Origin of the sequence: Variovorax sp. CF313 (assembly GCF_000282635.1) — a bacterium.
GTDB lineage: Bacteria > Pseudomonadota > Gammaproteobacteria > Burkholderiales > Burkholderiaceae_C > Variovorax.
Window position 1 is genome coordinate 133,001 of record NZ_AKIW01000068.1, and the last position, 20,752, is coordinate 153,752.

The 20,752-nt window shown below is 66.8% G+C and carries 16 protein-coding genes; 8 read left to right on the top strand and 8 right to left on the bottom strand.

The window, feature by feature from the left end:
• Positions 1-40 precede the first annotated feature (40 nt).
• Together PMI12_RS16600 and PMI12_RS16605 are read right to left on the bottom strand one after the other, a co-directional pair.
• The gene (locus PMI12_RS16600; RefSeq protein ID WP_042673573.1) at positions 41-1,567 is read right to left on the bottom strand and encodes an amidase; all 1,527 of its coding nucleotides are present in this window, start codon (positions 1,565-1,567) and stop codon (positions 41-43) included.
• An 8-nt stretch (positions 1,568-1,575) separates the two neighbouring features.
• Positions 1,576-2,559: a Bug family tripartite tricarboxylate transporter substrate binding protein gene (locus tag PMI12_RS16605; protein WP_007834686.1), complete on the bottom strand. Its 984-nt coding sequence runs from the start codon at positions 2,557-2,559 to the stop codon at positions 1,576-1,578.
• A gap of 138 nt (positions 2,560-2,697) precedes the next feature.
• Between PMI12_RS16605 and PMI12_RS16610 the strand changes: the two genes are divergently transcribed.
• On the top strand, positions 2,698-3,609 hold the full coding sequence (locus PMI12_RS16610) for a LysR family transcriptional regulator (protein WP_007834688.1): 912 nt from the start codon (positions 2,698-2,700) through the stop codon (positions 3,607-3,609).
• 158 nt (positions 3,610-3,767) lie between these two features.
• On the top strand, positions 3,768-4,031 hold the full coding sequence (locus PMI12_RS29240; protein WP_193386558.1) for a hypothetical protein: 264 nt from the start codon (positions 3,768-3,770) through the stop codon (positions 4,029-4,031).
• On the opposite strand, the gene PMI12_RS16615 is transcribed toward PMI12_RS29240, so the two are convergent.
• A complete protein-coding gene (locus tag PMI12_RS16615; RefSeq protein ID WP_007834690.1) occupies positions 3,996-4,784 on the bottom strand; it encodes a response regulator in 789 nt (262 codons plus the stop codon). The genes PMI12_RS29240 and PMI12_RS16615 overlap by 36 nt on opposite strands.
• A 403-nt stretch (positions 4,785-5,187) precedes the next feature.
• On the opposite strand from PMI12_RS16615, the gene PMI12_RS16620 reads away from it, so the two are divergent.
• Positions 5,188-8,436, top strand: a complete 3,249-nt coding sequence (locus PMI12_RS16620) for an autotransporter outer membrane beta-barrel domain-containing protein (protein WP_007834691.1) — start codon at positions 5,188-5,190, stop codon at positions 8,434-8,436.
• 106 nt (positions 8,437-8,542) lie between these two features.
• Entirely contained in the window at positions 8,543-8,851 is a 309-nt protein-coding gene (locus PMI12_RS16625) for a hypothetical protein (RefSeq protein WP_042673575.1), read from the top strand.
• 27 nt (positions 8,852-8,878) lie between these two features.
• Here PMI12_RS16625 and PMI12_RS16630 read toward each other — a convergent pair whose 3' ends face one another.
• Positions 8,879-10,003 (bottom strand): pyridoxal phosphate-dependent aminotransferase, encoded by a 1,125-nt coding sequence (locus PMI12_RS16630; protein ID WP_007834692.1) that lies wholly within the window; start codon positions 10,001-10,003, stop codon positions 8,879-8,881.
• Positions 10,004-10,106: 103 nt separating this feature from the next.
• Here PMI12_RS16630 and PMI12_RS16635 point away from each other — a divergent pair, with 103 nt between their 5' ends.
• Positions 10,107-11,570, top strand: a complete 1,464-nt coding sequence (locus tag PMI12_RS16635) for an aminotransferase-like domain-containing protein (protein WP_007834693.1) — start codon at positions 10,107-10,109, stop codon at positions 11,568-11,570.
• Positions 11,571-11,600: 30 nt separating this feature from the next.
• Here the strand turns inward: PMI12_RS16635 and PMI12_RS16640 are convergent, their stop codons facing one another.
• From PMI12_RS16640 to sctQ, 4 genes are all read right to left on the bottom strand, one after another.
• Entirely contained in the window at positions 11,601-12,095 is a 495-nt protein-coding gene (locus PMI12_RS16640; protein ID WP_157632213.1) for a MarR family winged helix-turn-helix transcriptional regulator, read from the bottom strand.
• 86 nt (positions 12,096-12,181) lie between these two features.
• Positions 12,182-14,122 carry a tannase/feruloyl esterase family alpha/beta hydrolase gene (locus PMI12_RS16645; RefSeq protein ID WP_007834695.1) on the bottom strand — a complete coding sequence of 647 codons (1,941 nt, stop codon included), beginning with the start codon at positions 14,120-14,122 and terminating at the stop codon, positions 12,182-12,184.
• 343 nt (positions 14,123-14,465) lie between these two features.
• Positions 14,466-15,125: a type III secretion system export apparatus subunit SctR gene (gene sctR, locus PMI12_RS16650; RefSeq protein WP_007834701.1), complete on the bottom strand. Its 660-nt coding sequence runs from the start codon at positions 15,123-15,125 to the stop codon at positions 14,466-14,468.
• 12 nt (positions 15,126-15,137) lie between these two features.
• Entirely contained in the window at positions 15,138-16,256 is a 1,119-nt protein-coding gene (gene sctQ, locus PMI12_RS16655) for a type III secretion system cytoplasmic ring protein SctQ (protein ID WP_007834703.1), read from the bottom strand.
• 300 nt (positions 16,257-16,556) lie between these two features.
• On the opposite strand from sctQ, the gene sctV reads away from it, so the two are divergent.
• The 3 genes from sctV (at position 16,557) to sctC (ending at position 20,749) form a co-directional block, all read left to right on the top strand.
• Complete coding sequence (gene sctV, locus PMI12_RS16660; protein ID WP_007834704.1) at positions 16,557-18,629, top strand: type III secretion system export apparatus subunit SctV; 2,073 nt, start codon at positions 16,557-16,559, stop codon at positions 18,627-18,629.
• Between the two features lie 69 nt (positions 18,630-18,698).
• The gene (gene sctS / locus PMI12_RS16665; protein WP_007834706.1) at positions 18,699-18,965 is read left to right on the top strand and encodes a type III secretion system export apparatus subunit SctS; all 267 of its coding nucleotides are present in this window, start codon (positions 18,699-18,701) and stop codon (positions 18,963-18,965) included.
• Positions 18,966-18,973: 8 nt separating this feature from the next.
• Positions 18,974-20,749, top strand: coding sequence for a type III secretion system outer membrane ring subunit SctC (gene sctC / locus PMI12_RS16670; RefSeq protein ID WP_007834709.1), 1,776 nt, complete (start codon positions 18,974-18,976; stop codon positions 20,747-20,749).
• Positions 20,750-20,752 lie beyond the last annotated feature (3 nt).

A 20,752-nucleotide genomic window follows, 5' to 3' on the forward strand; every position in this document is an offset into this window, starting at 1 on the left:
GGATGCTACGTGATGTGGGTGCAGGGAGCGGCCCCTTCGCTCAGACGACCGACACAGCGGCGGCCCCCGCGGCGCGGTTGTCGAAGATCGGCGGCGTCTTGACGATCGACGTGAGCGCGGGCACGGCCGCGCGCAGCGAGGCCAGGTCGGGGCGCGGACGGCGCAGCTGCGCATCCGACGAGAACGCCGCCTCCATGGCATGCGCCGCACCCAGCACCTGGTGGTCGGCCCTGAACCCGCCCACGATCTGCAGCCCGAACGGCATGCCTGCGTGGTCGAGGCCGCAGGGCAGCGAAATCGCCGGGTGCGTCGTCAGCGTGACCACGTAGGTCAGCGCGAGCCAGCGGTAGTAATTGGCCTGCGTCTCGCCATTGATGGTGTCGGCGTACAGCTGTGTCCACGGGAAGGGCGAGACCGGCGTGGTCGGCGACAGCACCAGGTCGTAGTCGGCGAAGGTCGCCTGGAAGCGCTTCAGGAGCCGGGTCTGCTCGGCCTGCGCCCAGGCGCTGTCGAGCAGGCTCATGCGTGCGCCCATCTCGTAGTTGGCGCGCGGGTTGGGGCCCAGGCTGTTCGGGTCGCGCTCGTAGGCTGCCTGCATGCCCGCCACGAAGGCCTCGGCGCGCAGCACGTCGAAGCAGCGATGCGCTTCGCCCATGTCGAACTCGACCTTGTCGCAGCGGCGAAACAGGTGCCGCATGGCCTCGATCTTCCGGCGGAAGGTGGCGCGGATGCCGTCGTCCACCGCGCAGGTGCCGAAGTCCTCGGTCCACGCCACGCGCAGGTTGGCCAGGTCGACGCGCTCCGGCACGAGAAATGACTGCGGGTCCAGTGGATAGCTCAGCGGGTCGCCGGCGTTCGCGCCCGCGGACGCCGCCAGTTGCAGGCAGGCGTCTTCCACCGTGCGGCCCATCGGGCCGACCACCGAGATCGGCGTCCAGCCCAGCGGCTTGCGCACGCTCGGCACGATGCCCGGCGAGGGACGGAAGCCCACCACGCCGCACTTGGCTGCTGGAATGCGCAGCGAGCCGCCGGTGTCGGAGCCCGTGCACACGGGCAGCATGTCGCAGGCCAGAGCGGCCGCCGAGCCGCCGGACGAGCCGCCGGCATTCAGGTTCGGGTTGAAGGGGTTGCCGGTGGCACCCCACACGTCATTGCGCGAGTTGGCGCCCGCGCCCATCTCGGGCACGTTGGTCTTGCCCGCCACGATGGCGCCCGCGCGGCGCAGCCGGGCCACGAGCTCGATGTCTTCCGTCGGCACGTGGTCGCGGTAGATCGCCGAGCCCCAGGTCGTGAGCAGGCCCTCGGTGGGCTCCAGGTCTTTCACGCCAAGCGGCAGGCCATGCAGCAGGCCGAGCGTGTCGCCGCGCAGGACGGCGCTTTCCGCCGCCTTGGCCTCGGCGCGCGCGCGCTCGAAGCAGGTGGCGGTCACCGCGTTGACGAAGGGGTTCACGCGCTCGATCCGCGCGATGCACGCTTCCAGCAGTTCGACGGGCGAGACCGCCTTGCTGCCGATGAGGCGGCGGAGTTCGACGGCGGACTTCTCGACGAGCTCCGTGCCGGTGTTCATGTGATTCATCAGTCGGCAGTGATGTTGGCGCGCGCCGCAACCGCGCGCATCAGGGGCAATTCACGGGTGATCAGCTCGCTCGCCGCGGCGGCGTTGCTGTAGGTCGGCTCCAGGCCCTGGCCCAGCAGCTTGGTGCGCGTGTCGGGGTCGGCGATGGTCACGGCCAGCGCCTTCTCGAGCTTGGCCTTGACGTCGGCGGGCAGGCCCTTCGGCCCCGCCACCATCAGCCACGAGTCCATGTCGATGCCGGCGTAGCCGCTCTCGGCGAAGGTGGGCACGTCGGGCAGCAGCGCGGAACGCTTGGCGGTGGTCAGTGCAATGGCCTTGATCTTGCCGCTCTTGAGCTGGGGGATTGCCGCGCTCACGGTATCGATGCTGAACGGGATCTGGCCGCCCATCAGGTCGGTCATTGCGGGGGCGCTGCCCTTGTAGGGCACGTGCGTCATTTTCAGGCCGGTCGCATGCAGCATGGTCTCGCCGGCGAACTGGGCGGTCGTTCCGGTGCCGAAGGAGCCGTACGAGTATTTGCCCGGCGAGGCCTTCACGTAATCGACGAACTGCTTCACCGTCTGCACCGGCACCTCGCTGTTGGCCAGCAGGATCAGCGCGACGCGCCCCGCGATGCCGATCGGCTCGAAGCTCTTCACGGGGTCGTAGGGCAGGTTGGAGCGGATCGCCGGGTTGACGGTGAATGTGGAGCCCGAGCTGATCAGCAGCGTGTAGCCGTCGGGGGCCGCTTTCGCCACATAGCTTGCGCCGACGACCGTGCCTGCGCCAGCGCGGTTCTCGATGACGACGGGCTGGCCGAGCTCCTTGCCGAGCCGCTGCGCGATCACCCGGCCGTTGACGTCCGTCGCGCCGCCGGGCGGGAAGGGAATCACCAGCGTGATGGGGCGCGACGGGAAACCCGTGTCCGCGGCGAGGGCGGCCAGCGGTGCAAGACCAAGGCAGGACAGCAGCGCCGTGCCGACCATAAGCGGGAGACGGTTCATCGGGAGACTCCTGGAGCTAGGGGGATGAGTTCATCCTAGGAGTGGCGGGGCGCTGCTACAAGCGCAATGTTTAGAATTGTCGATTGCCGATTCGGCAATCGACGCAGGCCGCTTGTGGCCGCACCAACCGGGAAATCCATGGCAATTCGCGCCTTGCAGGAAACCGCGGTCCGGTACTTTCTAGAGGTTGTGAAGACCGGTTCCGTGAAGGACGCCGCGCTCAAGCTCAACGTCGCGCCCTCGGCGGTCAGCCGGCAGGTGGCACGGCTGGAGCGCGAGCTCGACACGCTCCTGTTCGAGCGCCACGCGCGCGGCATGGTGCCCAACGCGGCCGGCGAGATGCTGGCCGCGCACGCCAAGCGGGCGCAGCAGGACATCGAGCGGGTCACCAACGACATCGCCGGCCTGCGCGGCCTGCGCAGCGGGCATGTGCGCGTGGCGAGCACGGAGGGTTTTGCCTTCGACTTCATCCCGACGCTGATCGCACAGTTCCGGCAAAAGCACGAGGGCATCCGCTTTCACCTCGAGGTCTGTTCGCTGGGCGACATTTCCAGGCGCGTGCGCGACGGCGAAGCCGACGTGGGCATCACCTTGGGCGCTGTGCCCGAGCCCGGCATCGAGATCGAACTGCGGCACCCCAGCCCCATCCTGGCCGTGATGGCGAGGGATCACCCCCTGGCGATGCAGCGGCAGTTGTCGCTGCGCCAGGTGGTGGCGTACCCGCTGGGGTTGCCGCAGGAAGACAGCTCGATCCGGCGCCTGCTCGACGCCAGCTGCATCCGGCAGGGTTTGCGCTATGAGCAGGCCATGTCCAGCAACCATGCGAGTGCGCTGCTGAGTTTTGCGGCGGCCGGCGGCAGCGTTGCTTTCTATGGCGCGCTGTCGATGCGAACGCTGTTGCGGAGCAAGGCGCTGGTCGCCATTCCGCTCAAGGACCGCGAGATGAACGAGCGCCACCTCGAGATCGAGACCATGGCGGGGCGCTCGCTGCCCGATGCCGGGAAAGCCTTTGTGCGGTTTTTGGTCGAGGCCGTGAAAGCCTCCGGCTGATCCGGCCGCCCAGCAAGGACCGCCCCACGCGAATCGCGTGCGGACCTCCTATAAATACGGGATGCCTGGAGAGGCTCCTTTCGGGTCAACTCGGACACTTGCAAGCATGCGAAAGCGAAGCAATGCCGAGACGGACCATCCACAGCGCGACCATCACCTTGAAACTGCCATTCGACCTGGACGCCAGCGAAGAGGTCACTGCCCTTCGGGCTGCCGGCATTCCCGTTGACGCGCAGGGCAATGCAGAACGGGGCTTTCTCTTCGTCAGGTTCGGCGAAGAAAGGGGAAAGCAGACCAACATCTTTCGGTGGTTTGCCGGTGGGGTGGGGCCAGACCGTAGCGATGTCCGCACTGCTTCTCGATCCCGCGAACACAGTGCCGCGCGTTCAGGCGACGTGCTCAATGGCTGGATGCCCAACTAGCTTCGCGTCCAGGTCGGGTGGTCGAATAACCCCGCCTTCGCCGCTGGGGTCGAACATATACCCGACGCCCCACACCGTCAGGATGTAAGAGGACGGCCCGTTCTGCAATAGCTTTCGAAGCCGGGAGACTTGCACATCCAGGCTGCGCTCGAAAGCGCCGAGTTCGCGGCCACGCGCTACCTGAGCGAGTTTTTCCCGCGAAAGCGGCTGCCCCGCATGGCGGACCAGCACCTTGAGTATCGCGATCTGAACGGTTGTGATGCCCAGGATTTGCCCGTCCCTGCGAAGCGTGCGCGTGCCCAGGTTGAATTCGAATGGACCAAACCGGACCACCTCGTTTCTGCTCGAAGGACCGCCCGGCTCCTCCCTCGGAGGGCTGCGCCGCAGAATTGCCTGGATACGCGCTCGTATTTCCCTGGGATTGAATGGTTTGCGGACATAGTCGTCCGCGCCCATCATCAATCCCGCAATTCGATCGGTATCTTGCGCCTGCGCACTGAGAATGATGATGGGAACCCGGATGCCATTGGCTCGCAGCCGCTGGCAGATCGAAAAGCCGTCCTCGTCCGGCAGCAGCAGGTCGAGCACGATGAGGTCAATCGCGCGGCGATGCAGGATCGACGAGAGCGATGCACCGTTCTCGGCCTCGAATACCTCGAATCCCTCTTGCGAAAGATAGCTGCCTAGCAATTGCCGCACGCGGGGGTCGTCATCAACTATTGCGATCGCGTCGGCTCGGTGGGCTATCGTCATGGAAGCAAACTTTGTTAAATGAGAATCTCGCTCGTCTCGGCGGTTTTGCGGGGTTATAGGGCTGCACCAGTTGATTGATCAAATCCATCAATTTGGCCGAAGGGCGATTTGCGGAGCGAAAAAGCAGCCCCTCCGGACCCCGTTGTTTCCAATTGACGCGATAAATGAAATTCAGTCTCTCATATTTCAATGTAATCCTGAGATAGATTCAGGATGCAATAAAAACGAACGTGAATAAATTGGCGTTTGTACGAGGAATGCATAATTCGGGCTGAGGCGAAAGCTCCAATTACGATTGTTTGTATTTAGAGTCCGCGGCTCGCACAGGGAGGCATGGAGCACCGGAAATACCGGCGCCCGCGCTCGCAGTTCTTGCGGAGCGCATTGCCAGGACAGACAGGTTATGAACCGGATTTTTCGCGTCATCTGGAACGACGCACTCGCCCTTTGGACCGTCGCTTCCGAATTGGGACGTGGCCACGCAAGATCTACCTCAGCCACGCAGGGCGTGGCCCTGCTAGCCGCCACTTTGCTGGCGGCTGCTTCCTTGCCCGCCTCCGCCGCATGTACGACGGACACGAATGCCAATGCAGTCAATTGCACGGGAAACCAGGGCACGACGGTAGGTACGGGCGCGGCGACCACGCCGGGCGTCTCGGTCACGGTCACGTCGGGCGCGACGGTCGATACAGGCAACAGCTCGGGCATCAGCGTCGGCGACCAGGCTGCCATCGTGATCCAGAACGGCGGGATCGTTCAGAACAATGCCGCCAGCGGCGGCGCATCGCCTTACCCGGGCATCGGTGCGAACACGATCGAGGTCAACAACAACAGCACGATCACCATCGATGCAGGGGGCTCCGTCGCCGCCAGCGGCTCAGGTGGCAACTCCGAAGCCATCAACCCCCTGGGCAGCGGAAACATCATCACCAACAACGGCGCGATCAGCTCTGCCCATACCGCGATCTGGTTCCAGGCGAACAGCGGTTCCAACACCGTCGTGAACACCGGCAGCATCGTCGCTGGTGCCGGCACGAACTCGACCACGACGACCGTCATCGGCGCCAGCGGCACGATGGCGGTCGATTTCACCAACAAGGGCAGCCTCGTCGGCTCGCTCGCCTTCGCTGGCGGCAGCGACGTGCTGCGCTGGTACACGGGAGCCACGATCACCGGCAACATCAGCGGTGGCGCGGGCGCCGACCTGCTCACGCTCAACAGCGACAACGGCGCGAGCGACACTTTCGCGCCGCGGTCTCTTACCGGATTCGAAACGCTGGTCAACAACAGCGGCACCTGGAAATTCAATGTCGCGCTGGCACCAGCGGGCATCACGAGCACCACGGTCCTGGGGGGAACGCTGATCCTTGGCGCCGACAACAGCGCCTATGCAGGCAGCATGACCGTGGGCTCGGGCGGCGTGCTGCAGAGCAGCGCGCAGTTCGCGCCGGCGACGATCACCGACAACGGACTCGTGCGCTTTGCCCAGCCCGACAACGCAACCTACAGCGGCCTGTTGAGCGGCACGGGCGGCATCGAGAAGACCGGCACGGGCACGCTCACGCTGATCGGGGACCAGACCTTCACGGGCCTCACCACTGTTTCCGCGGGAACGCTGCAGCTCGGCAACGGCGGCACCACGGGCAGCATCGTGGGCAACATCCTGAACAACGCGACGCTGGCCATCAACCGCTCGAACGCGCTCACGCTGTCGGGCACGATCAGCGGCACCGGCTCGCTCGTGAAAGAGGGCGCCAGCGCCACGACGCTGACCGCAGCCAACAGCTACAGCGGGGGCACCGCGCTCAAGCAGGGCCGATTGAACGTCGGCAACAGCCTGGCGCTGGGCACCGGCGCGCTGGCAATGGACAACGGCACCACGCTCGGCTTTGCCGCCGACGGCCTGAACCTCGCCAACGCCATCGTGCTGACCGGCAGCGACGACCCGGTGATCGACACCGGCAGCTTCAGCGCAGCGCTCAGCGGCAACATCAGCGGCAGCGGCTTCATCACCAAGCTGGGCAGCGGCACCCTCACGCTCTCGGGCGCCAACAGCTATACCGGCGCGACCGACGTGGCCGAAGGCACCCTGAGGGCAGGCGCGAGCGGCACCTTCAGTGCGGCCTCGGCACACACGGTGGAAAGCGGTGCCACGCTCGACCTCGCGGGCTTCAGCCAGACGGTGGCCTCGCTCGCCAACAGCGGCACCGTCTCGCTGGTGGGCACCGCACCGGGCACCACGCTCACCGTCACCGGCGCCTATGCCGGCAACAACGGCGTGCTGCGGCTGGGCACTTTCCTGGGCGACAGCAACAGCGTGAGCGACCGGCTGGTGCTGGACGGCGCGAGCGCCTCGGCCAGCGGCCGCACCAGCGTGCAGATCACGCAACTTGGTGGCCTGGGCGCACTGACCACGGGCAACGGCATCGAGGTGATCTCGGCGCGCAACGGTGCCACCACCACCGCGCAGACCACGAAGGACGCCTTCTCTCTCGCAGGCGGGCACGTCGATGCGGGCGCCTACGAGTACCGCTTGCATGCCGCCGACGCGAGCGGTGCCGGCGAGAACTGGTACCTGCGCTCGACCACCACGGCGACGGTATCGACGGGAACGCCAGCGACAGGCGCGGGTGTCTCGACCGGCGGCACCGGCACTACAGGCCCCATCACCGTGCAAGTGCCAACCTATCGCGCCGAAGTCCCGCTGCTGTCCGCGTTGCCCAGCCAGGTGCGCCAGATGGACCTGGCCATGATCGGCAACCTGCACCAGCGCATCGGCGACGACGACGTCAAGGCCGGCGGCCCCGCATCGACCGGCACCGAGCGCCGTGCCTGGGGCCGTGTGATCGCCACCGACATCGACATCCGCCAGCAGGGCACCGTCAGCCCGCACAGCAAGGGCAACGTCAAGGGCTTCCAGGCCGGCACCGACCTCTTCGCCACCTCGAACTGGCGTGCCGGTGTGTACGTCGGCCAACTCGACGGCCGCGTCAGGGTCAACGGCTTCGCCAGCGGCATCGCCAACCTGGCCGTCGGTTCCAACGACCTGCGCAGCCAGTACCTGGGCGCCTACGGCACCTGGACCGCCGATTCGGACTTCTATGCCGATGCCGTGCTGCAGGCTGGGCGGCACCGCTACACCATCGAGCCGTTGTCGACCTCGCGCGGCGCGGGCAAGGGCGACAGCCTGATGGCGTCCATCGAAGTGGGCCAGGCCTTCGCGCTAGGCGAGAGCGGCTGGAAGATCGAGCCGCAGCTCCAGCTGATCCACCAGCACCTTGGCCTGGACAACATCGCGATCTCCGGTGCGAACGTGCGGCAGGACAGTAACGACGGCTGGATTGCGCGCATCGGCGTGCGCCTGAAGGGCGAGATGGCCACGGCGCTCGGCACGCTGCAACCGTACGGCCGCTTCAACCTCTACAAGGCGAGCAGTGGTGCCGACGTGGTCCGCTTCGTCGGACCCGCCGCCACGACCGACGTCACGGGCCGCACCGGTTCCACCGTCAGCGAGCTGGCCGGTGGCCTCACCCTGGCGCTGAATCAGACGACCAGCATCTACGGCGAAGTCGGCAAGCTGTGGGCCTCGGGTGGCGCGATGGATGTGAAGACTTCCCTGCAAGGCTCGCTCGGGCTGCGCATGAAGTGGTGAGAGCGCGCCGCGCCATGAACCAGTTCTTGGCGCGGTGCGGTCTTGCGCCGGCAGTCGAGAAGAAGCCCGGCCAGGACAAGAATTCAAAGGTACCTGCCAGCCCCCTATGAAGCCGGACATCGATCTTCCTTGGACTCCTTTCAGCTTCGATGGTGTAGCAACCTGGTTGTGTCCCAGTCTGTGGGACGAGACGAAGCACGTCCCCCTCAGGGGGGCGTTATTCGTTCTTTCCTACAGCGCATCAACCATTTTCTTTTTCTCGGTAGTGATGGTTCCCGTCGGGTTGCTTGTTTCCGTTCCGTTGATGACGACGCTTGCGATCGCACTCATCCCCGGGACGTGGTTTGGTATCGCGATGGGTTTGCTTTCTGGGTGGCATTTCAGAAGAAAAGTGCATAAATCCAGGCAGCCATAGCATGGCGGGCCCCTGCCGAGCAAGACCTCAGGCCGCGGCCCACTCCAGCGCCTGGCCCACGCAGTGCAGCGCGGCGGCGAGCTCGGCGTTGGTCGCCAGGCCGAAGCCGAGGCGGAACACACGGGGCTGGTCGCCGAACCAGGGGCCCGGCGCCAGCCGAACACCGCGTTCATGCAGTGCCGCCTGAAAACGCTGCAGCGCCGCATCGTCATACACCTGCGGCTTCAGCCGCACGCAGCACAGCGCGCCGGCGTCCGGACGCACCCATTCGATCCGCGCGGCGTGGCGGCCGACCCAGGCCTCGAGCGTCCCCAGGTTGTGCGCGAGATGCCGCCGCCGCGCGCCGACGATGTGCTCCCCTTGCTTCAGAACCGTGGCCGCCAGTGCCTCGTCCAGTGGCGAGCACGAGATCACGGTGTTGAACTTTGCCGTGACCAGCGCTTGCCGCAGCGCCGCGTCGCGCACGATCGCCCAGCCGATGCGCAGCCCCGCGGCGCCATGGCACTTGGAGAGCGATGCCACCGTGACCACCCGAGGCCCCAATGCACTGGCGCTGGGCAAGGTGGAGTGGTCGCCGTAGGCCGCCTCGCGATAGGTCTCGTCGACGATCAGCCAGGCATCGGGCGCATGCGTGCGCATCAGCTCGGCCACTTTGCGCAGCGTCGACGCCGGGATGGCGACACCCGAGGGGTTCTGCGGCGAAGCGAGGCTCACGATGCGGGTCTTCGGCGAGAGCAGCGCGCGCAGCGCCTCGAGGTCGAGCCGGTAGCCGGCGTCGAAGTTCAGCGGCAGCGAGCGCACGGTCGCGCCGACCGCCCCGAGCGTATTGCGCGCGAGCGGAAAGGCCGGTTCGGCGATCACCGCTTCGTCGCCTGGCCCGCAGAGCGTGAAGGCAAGGAGAAACAGCGCATGCATGCCGCCGACCGTGACGACCACATCGTCGGCATCCACGCCATGACGCGCGGCGATCTGCGTTCGCAGCTGCGCACCGCCCGCCGCGGTGCCGTAGCCCAACTGAAGCGCGCCGATCTCTGCCAGGTTGGAGCCGAGCAGTTCGCCGAGCCAGAGGTTCGGTCCCACGCTCTCGGCCAGGTCGTGGCGCGGCGCGCTCGAGACCAGCGAGATGATGTCGTTGTCCGGAAATCGATCCATGGCTTCTCGTACCCGTCTTGTGTAGCTGCCTTCGATGGTGCAAGCTCCAGGTTCAAGATAACAGCCACAGTTTTCTGAAATTGCGACCAGCACAGTTGAAGCCATGACGCTCGAAACACATTCCGCCGGCGGTGCCGATCTGCAGCCCGCCACGCGCTTCCGCTACGAAGAGCTGGCCGATTTCATCGCCGGCCTCGTCGAGAGCGGCACGCTGCCCGCGGGCAGCCGCGCGCCATCGCTGCGCGAGATCAGCGCGCAGCACCGCACCAGCCTGAGCACCGCGGTGCAGGCCTATCGGCTGCTCGAGGACCGCGGCGTGCTCGAGGTGCGGCCGCAGTCGGGCTACTACGTGGCCCGGATACCGACGGCGCTGCCGCTGCCGGCGCCCACGCGGCCGCCGCTGCGCCCGACCAAGGTGGCAGTGTCGAACCTCATGCTGCAACTGCTCGAGAACGCATCGAACGAGGCCTACGTGCCGCTGGGCTGCGCCATTCCTAGCGCGCGGATCCTTGCTTCCTCCAAGCTCGACCGCATCCTCGCGCGCACCGCGCGCGTGAAGGGCGCGCAGCTCAACACCTACTCACCGCCGCGCGGCGAACTGTCGCTGCGCATGGAAATCGCGCGCCGTGCCATGCGCTTCGGACAGGCTTTGTCACCTGACGCCATCGCCATCACCTGCGGCTGCACCGAGGCGTTGGCGCTCGCGCTCGACGCGGTCACCGAGCCTGGCGATGCGGTCGCCATCGAATCGCCGACTTACTTCGGCCTGCTGCAGGTGTTGCGCATGCGCGGCCTGCGGGTGGTGGAACTGCCCACCGACGCCGGCACCGGCGTGGTGATCGATTCACTGCGCGACGTGCTTGCCGCGGGCCAGGTGCGCGCCTGCGTGCTGGCTTCGAGCTTCCAGAATCCGCTGGGTTTCACGATGCCGATCGAGAATCGCCGCGAGGTGCTGCGCCTGCTCGCGAAGCACCGCGTGCCGCTGATCGAGGACGACGTCTATGGCGACATCCATTTCGGCAAGGAACGCCCGATTCCCTTCAGCGCGCTCGACCGCCACGACAACACCATCTACTGCGGTTCGTTCTCGAAGACGCTGGCGCCGGGCTATCGCATCGGCTGGATCGTGCCGGGCCGCCACATGGCACGCGTGCTCGAGAGCAAGTTCGCCTCGACGCTGGCCACACCGGTGCTGACGCAGGCTGCGCTTGCGGACTTTCTCTCGAACGGCGACTACGACCGCCACCTGCGCCGCTTGCGGCGCGAGTTCGCCGACACGCTGGAGCGCATGTCGCGCGTGATCGAGCAAGCCTTTCCGCCGGGGACCAGGATCACTCGGCCAGCGGGCAATTTCGTGCTGTGGCTCGAACTTCCCAAGGCGCTCGACACGCGGGCGCTGTTCGCTCAGGCGCTGAAGAAGGGCGTGTGCTTCGCGCCCGGCGTGGTGTTCTCGGCGAGCGGGCGCTATGCCCATTGCATGCGCCTGAGCGGCGGCTACGGCTGGGATGCGCGCATCGAGAAGGGCCTGCGCACGCTGGGCGCGCTCGCGGCAAAGGCAGTGAGCTGAACGAAGAGGCTGCGGCGGGAAACCCGGGGCTCACACCCGCCGGTGCGCAGCCACCCGTTCGAGCAATTCGAACAGCATCCCTCGCTCGCCGGGCGTCAGGTGTGCCAGCAGATCGGCCTCCATCTTCGCCGCGACGGTCTCCGCCTTCTTGACGAGATCGCTGCCCTTGCGCGTGAGGCGTACGTGCGCCGAGCGGCGATCGGTCTCGCTGCGGCTGCGATTCAGCAGGCCGCGTTCTTCGAGCCGATCGAGCGTGATCGTGAGATAAGGCATCGAGACGTACAGCGCACGCGCGAGCTGCTTGGGCGTCACATCGCTGTTCGAGTCGACCAGCACGAGCAGCGAGAACTCGACCCGCCGCAGGTTGAAGGGTTCGCCCACGTGCTTCTCGTAGAGGGTCGACGTGGGGATCGTGGCCTGCACGAGGCTGTAGCCCAGCAGCCGGCGCATGCGCTCGTCTTCCAGTCCGCTGCGGTCGGGATGGCGAGCGGGTTCATGGGAAGAAGGAGGGGGGCGGGCCGTCATGGAGGCGGCCAGTGTAGCGGTCCGGCCGGACCGATCGCACGCGCCTGGCAGGCGGGCGACCGCATCGCGGCCGGCGATGCCCGCCGTCAGTTGGCGCAGACGAACTTGCCGGGATCGTTCTGTTCCAGCAATGCCGCCGGCGCCGAGCCGGTGGTCCCGATGTACTGCGCGTATTGCGGGTAGGGGCACAGAGGCCGCACGCGCGAGCTCACTCCCGCGGGCAGCGTCCAGCCGGCGGTGTCGGGATTGCCGGGCTTCGAGCTCGCGATCAGGCGATCGGGCGCCTTGCCTTTCTCGACCCAGTCGACCACCGCGCTGAATACCGGGAAGGTATCGGTGGCGGGGCCGCCCGAGCAGTGGTTCATGCCGGGCACCGCGAACAGCCGCACGAAGTCCTTCACGGTGCCGTTCGCCGTGTTGCCGGCCAGCGAATCGACCCACTTGGCCGTGTAGTTGAAAGAGAAGACCGGGTCGCTGGTGCCGTGATAAAGAATCAGCTTGCCGCCCTTGCCCTTGAGCTTGGACATGTCGGTCGAGTGCGTGCCCATGAAGCTGTAGGCCGACTCGGTGTAGGTTCCGTCGGTGGCCTTGATCTTCGGCGCGTCGGCATCCCAGTCGAAGCGCAGCTGGAACTGCACCAGCGAGTTGCCGGTCGCCAGGCCCTGTGTGGGCGGGGTGGTGAAGATCAGCGGACCCGCGCCGCCGCCGAGGGTGGCGTTGATCGCATCGTTCGCGCCGCTCGTGCGGTAGCCGAATCCGGTCTTCCAGATCTGCCATCCGAAGGCGCCGATGCCTGCGTCCCAGGGCCAGTCCGAGTAGAGCGCGTCGCCGGCGCTGTTTTTCACGCCGCCCATCACCTTCTGCATGGCCGTGACCTGGGCCGGAACGAGGCAGCCCGGCGCGCCTGGTGCGCCCGGCGCGCCGCAGGCCAGCGTGCTGACATCGAAGGTGCAGGAGCGCTTGTTGATCATGCCGTCGACCAGTCCGTCGTCGGCATCGCACTTGGCCAGTACCGCTTGCTGCAGGGCCGCCCATTGCGCGGGCTGGAAGGCCGCATTCATCAGGGGGGTCGAGTTCGAGGCGCCGGGACCCGTGGTTTCCAGGAAGCCCTGCGCTTGCGCCGCAGCCGCGAACTGCTGCGTGTCCCAGGCCTCGGCGAGCCAGGCCTTCGGAAGATCCGAGCCGGGGTCTCCGGCGACCACGCCGTCGAACTCGTCGCCGAAGCGCTGCGAAACCATCATCGCTTCGCGTCCGCCTTCGGAGCAGCCCATGAAATAGGCGTAGTCCTGCTTCTTGGCGTAGTAGCGCGCGACCAGCTGATTGGCGAGCTGCTTGGTCTGGCCGATCGCGTTGTAGCCGAAATCGACGCGTGCCACGGGGTCGAGTCCGAAGGAGGCCGTGCCCGCGTTGTTCGGATCGTTGTTGGTCGCGTTGCTGTGGCCGCTGTCGTTCGAGATGGTGGCATAGCCCGACAGCAGCGGCTGGACGGTTTCACCGTTGCTGATGGCGCCCGTGGTGTCCGGCACCGAGCCATCGGAGCCGCCGCCGCCGCTCATGAACATGCGGCCGTTCCACCGCGTCGGCAGGTTGATCTGGAACGCGATTGCATAGGTCGACATCGCATCGGTCTGGCCCGCGGCCTGGAGGCCCTTGCGGCCGCCGTTGATGGTGCCGGCCACCGCGCAGTAGCTTTGCGGGTTGCCGCTCGCGTCGGTCGCGGTGGTCTTCGCGATCTTGGTCGAAGTGATGCTCACGGTGCGTCCCGCGGCCGAGAGCTCGGCCGCCAGTGCCGCGACCGCTGCACAGCCGCCGGCCTCGTCGGGCGTGTTGAGCAGCGCGGGCTGGGCCACGGGTGCCGGCGCGGGCGAAGGCGGGGGAGGGGGAGGGGGCAGGGGTGACGTGGGTGCGGGGGCCGGCGTCGGCAAGAGGGTGAACGCGGAAGACGGCCCGTCGCTCCCTCCGCATGCGCTTGCGGCGGCTGCCGCGACGACACAGGCCAGCAGCGGCCTCCAGGTAGGGGAACTCATTCGATTGTCTCCGGTTGTTAACTAATTTCCGAGTCCGCATCACCCGATTCCCCCTCGTGACATTGGAGGAAACGAGTCGTTCGAGCGGGAGAATAGTTAACTTGCTTAATCAAATGCTCAGGATTTACCCGAAGCATTTCGGTGCGTCACGACCAGCGCGGCGCCGGCCGGCGCGCCCTCGCTTGCGATACTTCACTTGGTGCTGCGTCGAAGATTCGCAACATGGAACCGGGGATGTCGATGCCGTGTCGGCAAGAGCTAAAGCGGCGTGTAGGCCGCAACGAAGCCGACGCGTGCCAGGCCGCATCGGTTCATACAGCCACGCGCTGCGCGCGTTCGGGCATCAGCGGTATGACAGCACCAACCCGTGCACCAACCGCGTCCATCCGTCCAGCATCACGAAGAGCAAGAGCTTGAAGGGCAGCGAGATGGTGGTGGGAGAGATCATCGACATGCCGAGCGCGAGCAGCACGGTCGCCACGATCAGGTCCACCACCACGAACACCAGGTAGATGATGAAGCCGATCTGGAACGCGCGCGTCAGCTCGCTCAGCGTGAAGCTCGGCACCAGCACCATGAAGTCGTCGTCCTTCAGCTGCTCGGCCCGCGCCTTGGGCCAGATGTTGGAGGCCGACTTCAGGAAGAACTGCCGCTCGCGCTCGTGCGTGTGCTTCTGCAGGAACTCCTTGACCGGCACCTTGGCGGCATCGATCACCGCCATGATGTCGCCCATGCTCTCGCCCTTGATGCCGAAGTTGCGGTTGCGCAGGGTGTCGCCGATGTCCATGCCCACCGGCGCCATGATGTAGACCGTCAGGATGATCGCGATGCCGTTGAGCACCATGTTCGGTGGCGTCTGCTGCAGTCCGAGCGCGGTGCGCAGCAGGCCGAACACGATCACCAGCTTGGTGTAGCTCGTCACCATCAGCGCCGCGAAGGTCGCGAAGCCGAAGGCGACCATCACCGCGACGAGGGTGAGCGGCTCGGGAATTCCTCCTTGCATCGGCTGCTCCGCTCAGACCTCGCCGGGCGCGAACTCCGACACGCGCACCCCCAGGCGATCGCCGACGGCCACCAGGTAGCCCTTGCCCAGCACGTTGCCGTGCGCCAGGATGCGCACCGGGCTGCGGTTCAGCGGCTCGGCCAGGTCGAACACATGGCCGGCGCGGATGCTCCTCAGTTCGCCGAGCGACAGCGATAGGTCGCCCACCTCGAAGCGCAGCGTCACCTCCAGCGCATCGAGCCGGTCGATCGGCAGGTTGGCGTAGTCTGCGGCGGCCGCAGGATCGGTGGGCGTGTCTGGCTTCATGGCACTGTCTCTCGATTGCTGAACGGTGATGCGCGAGCCTTCGGCCACGGCCGAGAGAAACAGCCCCGCAGGGCCGCCCAGCGCGGCGGTGACGACGATGCCGCCCCCTGAAGAACTCCATTGCTCGATGCTGACGATGTCGCCAGGGCGGATGCTGCTGATCTCGCGCAGCTGGATCGGCGTGCTGCCGAGCTGGAAGCTCACCGGCAGGCGCAGGGTGTCGAAGGCCTCGGTGGTGCGCACGGCGTGCAGCGGGCCGGCGATCGGCGGCACGAGGGCGTCGAGCGTGGCGGCGTCGTCGAACTGCACGAAGCCGCGCAGCATCGCGCCGCCGTCCGAGGGCGTGGCCACGAAGAAGGCCGCGCGCTCGGGGTCGCAATGCACGAGCGGCTGTTCGTTCATCGCGCGTGCATCACGCGGATCGCGCGCTCCTGCTTCCGAAGGCTGCCATTCGAAGTGCAGCCGCAGTGTTTTTTCCAGCGCGTCGATCACCGGGTGCAGCGCGTCGGCCAGCAGGATGTAGCGCAGGTCGCGCGGCAGCAGGTCGATGCGGCGCTCGCCGAGCAGCACCTGCATGCTCGGTGCATCCAACGCGAGATGGCCCACGTGCGCGCCGAGCCGGAAGCTGTAGCGTTCGCGCGTCGTGTGGCCGAAGGCCGCGTCGTGGTGCCACGCGAGCCGGTAGCTCACGCCGCGCGCCGCCACGCCGTTCAACGGTGCGGCTGCATAGAGGCGGTTGAGCGCTCGCACGTTCGCTGCATCGGCGCGGGGCAATGCACGTGCCTCGCCGAGGTCCGTCACCGCTTCAACGGCCTGGCTCGGCATGCATGCTTTCGTTCGAACAACGGCTACGTCCTGTCACTGTCTACATACCTTGGAGCAACGCGAAGAGCTTCGCGTCGGGTCGGCGCAGCTTAGCGAAAAGGGGCAGTGCGCAGGTAGTACGGGAATGCGTAGTGCCGCGCGCGCCACAGGTCCTTCGTACTTACGAGAACTCGTGGTTGCCGTGATCGGAGGGCGCCGCTTAGAGTCCGTCGCGACGTGATGTTCTTCACGTTCGTTGTGCAACTGGAGGGCAGTGCGCAGCAGAAAACAACTCCAAGATTTCACTTGAGCAAGGACGCAATGGCGAGTTCCTCGCGATCTCTTCGACAGTACCGCGGAAGCTTTCGCGACCTGCTGGGAAATGCCGGCCGCTACAACGATTTGCTGCTTGCGGCGTTGCTCGTCGTGGTGGTGGCGCTGTTCGTATTGCCGCTGCCCACGCCGCTGCTCGACTTCCTGATCGCGAGCAACCTGGCCATCAGCCTGGTGCTGCTGATCGTCGCGATGTACGTGCCTTCGGCGCTGTCGCTGTCGACCTTTCCGTCGCTGCTCCTGTTCACCACGCTGTTCCGCCTCGCGCTGAACATCGCGTCCACCAAGTTGATCCTGCTGCACGCCAATGCGGGCCACATCATCGACACCTTCGGCAAGCTGATCGTCGGAAACAACGTGGTGGTCGGCGGCGTGGTGTTCCTGATCATCGCGATCGTGCAGTTCATCGTGATCGCCAAGGGCTCCGAGCGCGTGGCCGAGGTGGCGGCGCGCTTTGCGCTCGACGCCATGCCCGGCAAGCAGATGAGCATCGACGCCGACGTGCGCGCCGGCGTGCTGTCTTCCGCCAAGGCGCAGAAGCAGCGCCGCCTGCTGGAGCAGGAATGCCAGCTGCATGGCGCGATGGACGGCGCGATGAAGTTCGTGAAGGGCGACGCCATTGCGAGCATCGTGATCGCGCTGGTCAACATCCTCGCGGGCATCGCCATCGGCACGCTGATGCACGACATGACGCTGGGCGGCGCGCTGCAGCGCTACGCGATCCTCACGGTGGGCGACGGCATGGTGTCGCAGATCCCGTCGCTCCTGGTGTCGATCGCCGCCGGCATCGTCATCACCCGTGTGAGCACCGGCGACCGCCGCGACTCGCAGCTCGCGCAGCAGATCGGCGACCAGCTGATGGCGCATCCCCGCGCGCTCATCATCGCGGGCCTTGCGGTCGCCAGCTTCCTCGTCGTGCCGGGCTTTCCGAAGTGGGTGTTCGGCGTGCTGGCCACCATACTGCTCGGGCTGGGCTTCACGATGCGCATGCTGCGCCAGCAGCGCAACACGCCGGGCTGGATCTCGCACGGCGGCGGCGTGGCCGCGGAAGAAACCGACACCGACCACGCCATCGCAGCGCCGCTCGCGGTGCGCCTGTCCTCGGGCCTTCGCACCTCGGTCGACCGCTTCGTGCTCGACCAGCATCTGTCGCTCGTGAAGACCTCCGTCGAGTCCGACCTCGGGCCGATCTTTCCGCGGCTGCAGCTGAACTACGTCGACGGCCTGGCCGACAACGAGTACCAGGTGCTGGTGCACGACGTGGCCGTGGCGCGCGGCACGCTCAAGCCCGACTGGCTGCTGCTCGATCCGGCGCAGGCGGTCACCACGCCGCCAGGTGCGGAGGTTGCCGAGCCCTTCGGCCCGTTCACGCGGGTCGTATGGGTGCCGGGCACCGAGCCCGGCCTCACGACATGGAGCGCAGCGGAAGTCGTGGGCCTGCATGTGGACCACACCGTGCGCCGCAACGTGAAGGACCTCATCGGCCTGCAGGAAGTGCAGCGCCTGCTGCACTCGGTGCAGCGCGATGCGCCGGAGCTCGCCACCGAGGTGCTGCGCGTGGCCTCGGCGCAGCGCATCGCCGAGGTGCTGCGCCGGCTGCTGCAGGAGGGCATTCCGATCCGCAACCTGCACGCCATCTTCGAGAGTCTGACGATGTGGGCCGCCAAGGAGCAGGACGGCATTGCGCTCACCGAGCTGGTGCGCATCCACCTGGGGCGCTACATCACCAGCCGCTACGTCGGCCCGAACCGCCAGCTGGAGGCGATCCTGTTCGAGTCCAGCCTGCTGGACCGGGTGCAGAACGCCATCGAGCGCTCGCCGCGCGGCAACCTGCTGCTGCTGAGCCCGGCCGTCACGCAGGACATCCGCGAGCAGCTGCGGCGCGTGCTCGGCTCCACGGCCAACCGCGTGGTGGCCATCGCGTCGTCCGACGTACGGCGCTACATCAAGAACCTGATCGAGCCGGTCGCGCCGCAGCTGGCGGTGCTGTCCTACCAGGAAATCGACGACGACGTGGCCCTGCAACCCGTGGGATGGATCACCAATCCCCAAGCGCATTGATGAACGCCCGCAACTACTCGCACAGCAACCCGCACCGCAACCTGTCTTCCGAGGGAGAGCCGATCCGCCATGACACCGCAGAACATCCTGGACATCACGCGCGAGGGCCTCATGCTCGTGCTGTGGATCTCTTTGCCGGTGGTGGTAGTGGCCACGCTGTCGTCGCTCGTCGTGGCGGTGCTGCAGGCGGTGACGCAGGTGCAGGACCAGAGCATCGGCCAGTCGGTGCGGCTGATCGCGGTGATGGTGGCGATCATCGTCACGGCCGGCTGGCTGGGGCGCGACGTGATGCGCTTCGCCGAGCGCGCCTTCCTGTCGCTGACCTCGCTGTCGTGACCGCCGCGATGATGATGACGACCGCCGCCGCGCGTCTGCTCTCGATGCGTCGCCAGGCCCTCATGCTGCTGGGCTGCGCGATGCTCATGCTGCTCATGCAGCACGGCATGGCGGCGGAGTTCCGCTGGCAGAACAAGCCCTTCCAGATCATCGCCAACGAGAAGCCGCTGAACGACTTCCTGCGCGAGCTGGCTTCGTCGCAGGGCATCACCGCGGTGATCGACCCCAAGGTCAACGGCGTGATCAGCGGCAAGTTCGACGGACCGGCGAAGAACATCCTCAACAGCGTCTGCTCGGTCAACGGCCTCACCTGGTACTACGACGGGGCCTTCCTGTTCGTCGACCTCGCCGCAGATGCCAAGAGCGAGGTGCTGCCGATCGCGGCCGAGAACGCCGCGCGCATTGCCGAGACGCTGGTGCGGCTGCACATCTCCGACGAGCGCTATCCGCTGAGCATCAGCGAGCGCGATGCCAGCGTCTACGTCACCGGGCCGCGGCGCTACGTGGAAATGGTGCGCCAGGCCGTGAAGCTGGCGGACCAGAAGACCGCGATGGCGGAGGGCGCGGAGATCCGCCTGTTCCCGCTCAAGTTCGCCTGGGCCTCCGACTTCCGTATCAACCGTTCCGGCAAGGAGACGGTGATTCCGGGCGTGGCCAACGTGCTGCGCAGTCTCTACGGACGCAGCACCGGCAACCAGTCCTCGGGCGGCGGATCGGGTGGGCGCGGTACCAACGGCACGCTGTCGGTGGGGCCGAACCGGCAGATCAAGCTGCGCAGCGGCGAAACCATCAACGCGCCAAAGATCGACGTCGCGGGCGCGGGGCAGGGCGGCGACGCCACCACGCTCGGCGGCATGTCGAGCGTTGCCGGCAACGAGCTGCCGCAGTTCCAGGCCGACACGCGCATGAACGCGGTGCTGGTGCGCGACATGCCCGAGAAGATGGCGCAGTACGCCAGGCTGATCGAGTCGATGGACACGCGCCCGCGGCTGGTCGAGATCGAGGTGACCATCATGGACATCAGCTCCGACAACCTCACGAGCCTGGGTGTGGACTGGCGCCTGCACGGCCGCCACGCCGACTTCCAGACCGGCCGCGGCGACCGCGGACAGTTGACTTGGGGTGGCACGGGCAGCGAGGCGGGACAGATCGGCAGCGCCGACACCTTGGGCAACCCGCTCACGCCGCTGGGCGGCATGTTCACCGCTGCCATCGGCAACAGCGCGCGCAACTACCTGCTGGCCCGCGTCACGGCGCTGGCCACCAACGGCAACGCCAACTTCGTGGCGCGCCCGAAGGTGATGACGCTGGACAACACGGAGGCCGTGCTGGAGAACCTCAGCGAGTTCTACGTGCGCGTGGACGGCTTCCAGGATGCGGGCCTCTTCAGCATCACCGCCGGCACTGCCGTGCGCGTGACGCCGCTCATCATCGACGAGAAGGCCGGCCGCGGCGTGATGATGTCCATCGACATCGTCGACGGCGACCTGAGCCCGCAGTCCGTCGACAAGATCCCGATCGTGCGCCGCCGCACCGTCAACACGCAGGCACTGGTGGACGAGGGTGCGAGCCTCTTGATTGCCGGCTACTCGTCGGAGGAGAAGAGCAATGCCGTCACCGGCGTGCCGCTGCTGAAGGACATTCCCGGCGTCGGCGGACTCTTTCGCTACACCGACAAGAAGCAGAACAACATGGAGCGCTTCTACCTGTTGACGCCGCGCCTGGTCACGCCCGGCTCCACAGCCTCGGTGCCGACGCTGCCCCTGCCCGAGCCCGGAGGTTGAAGC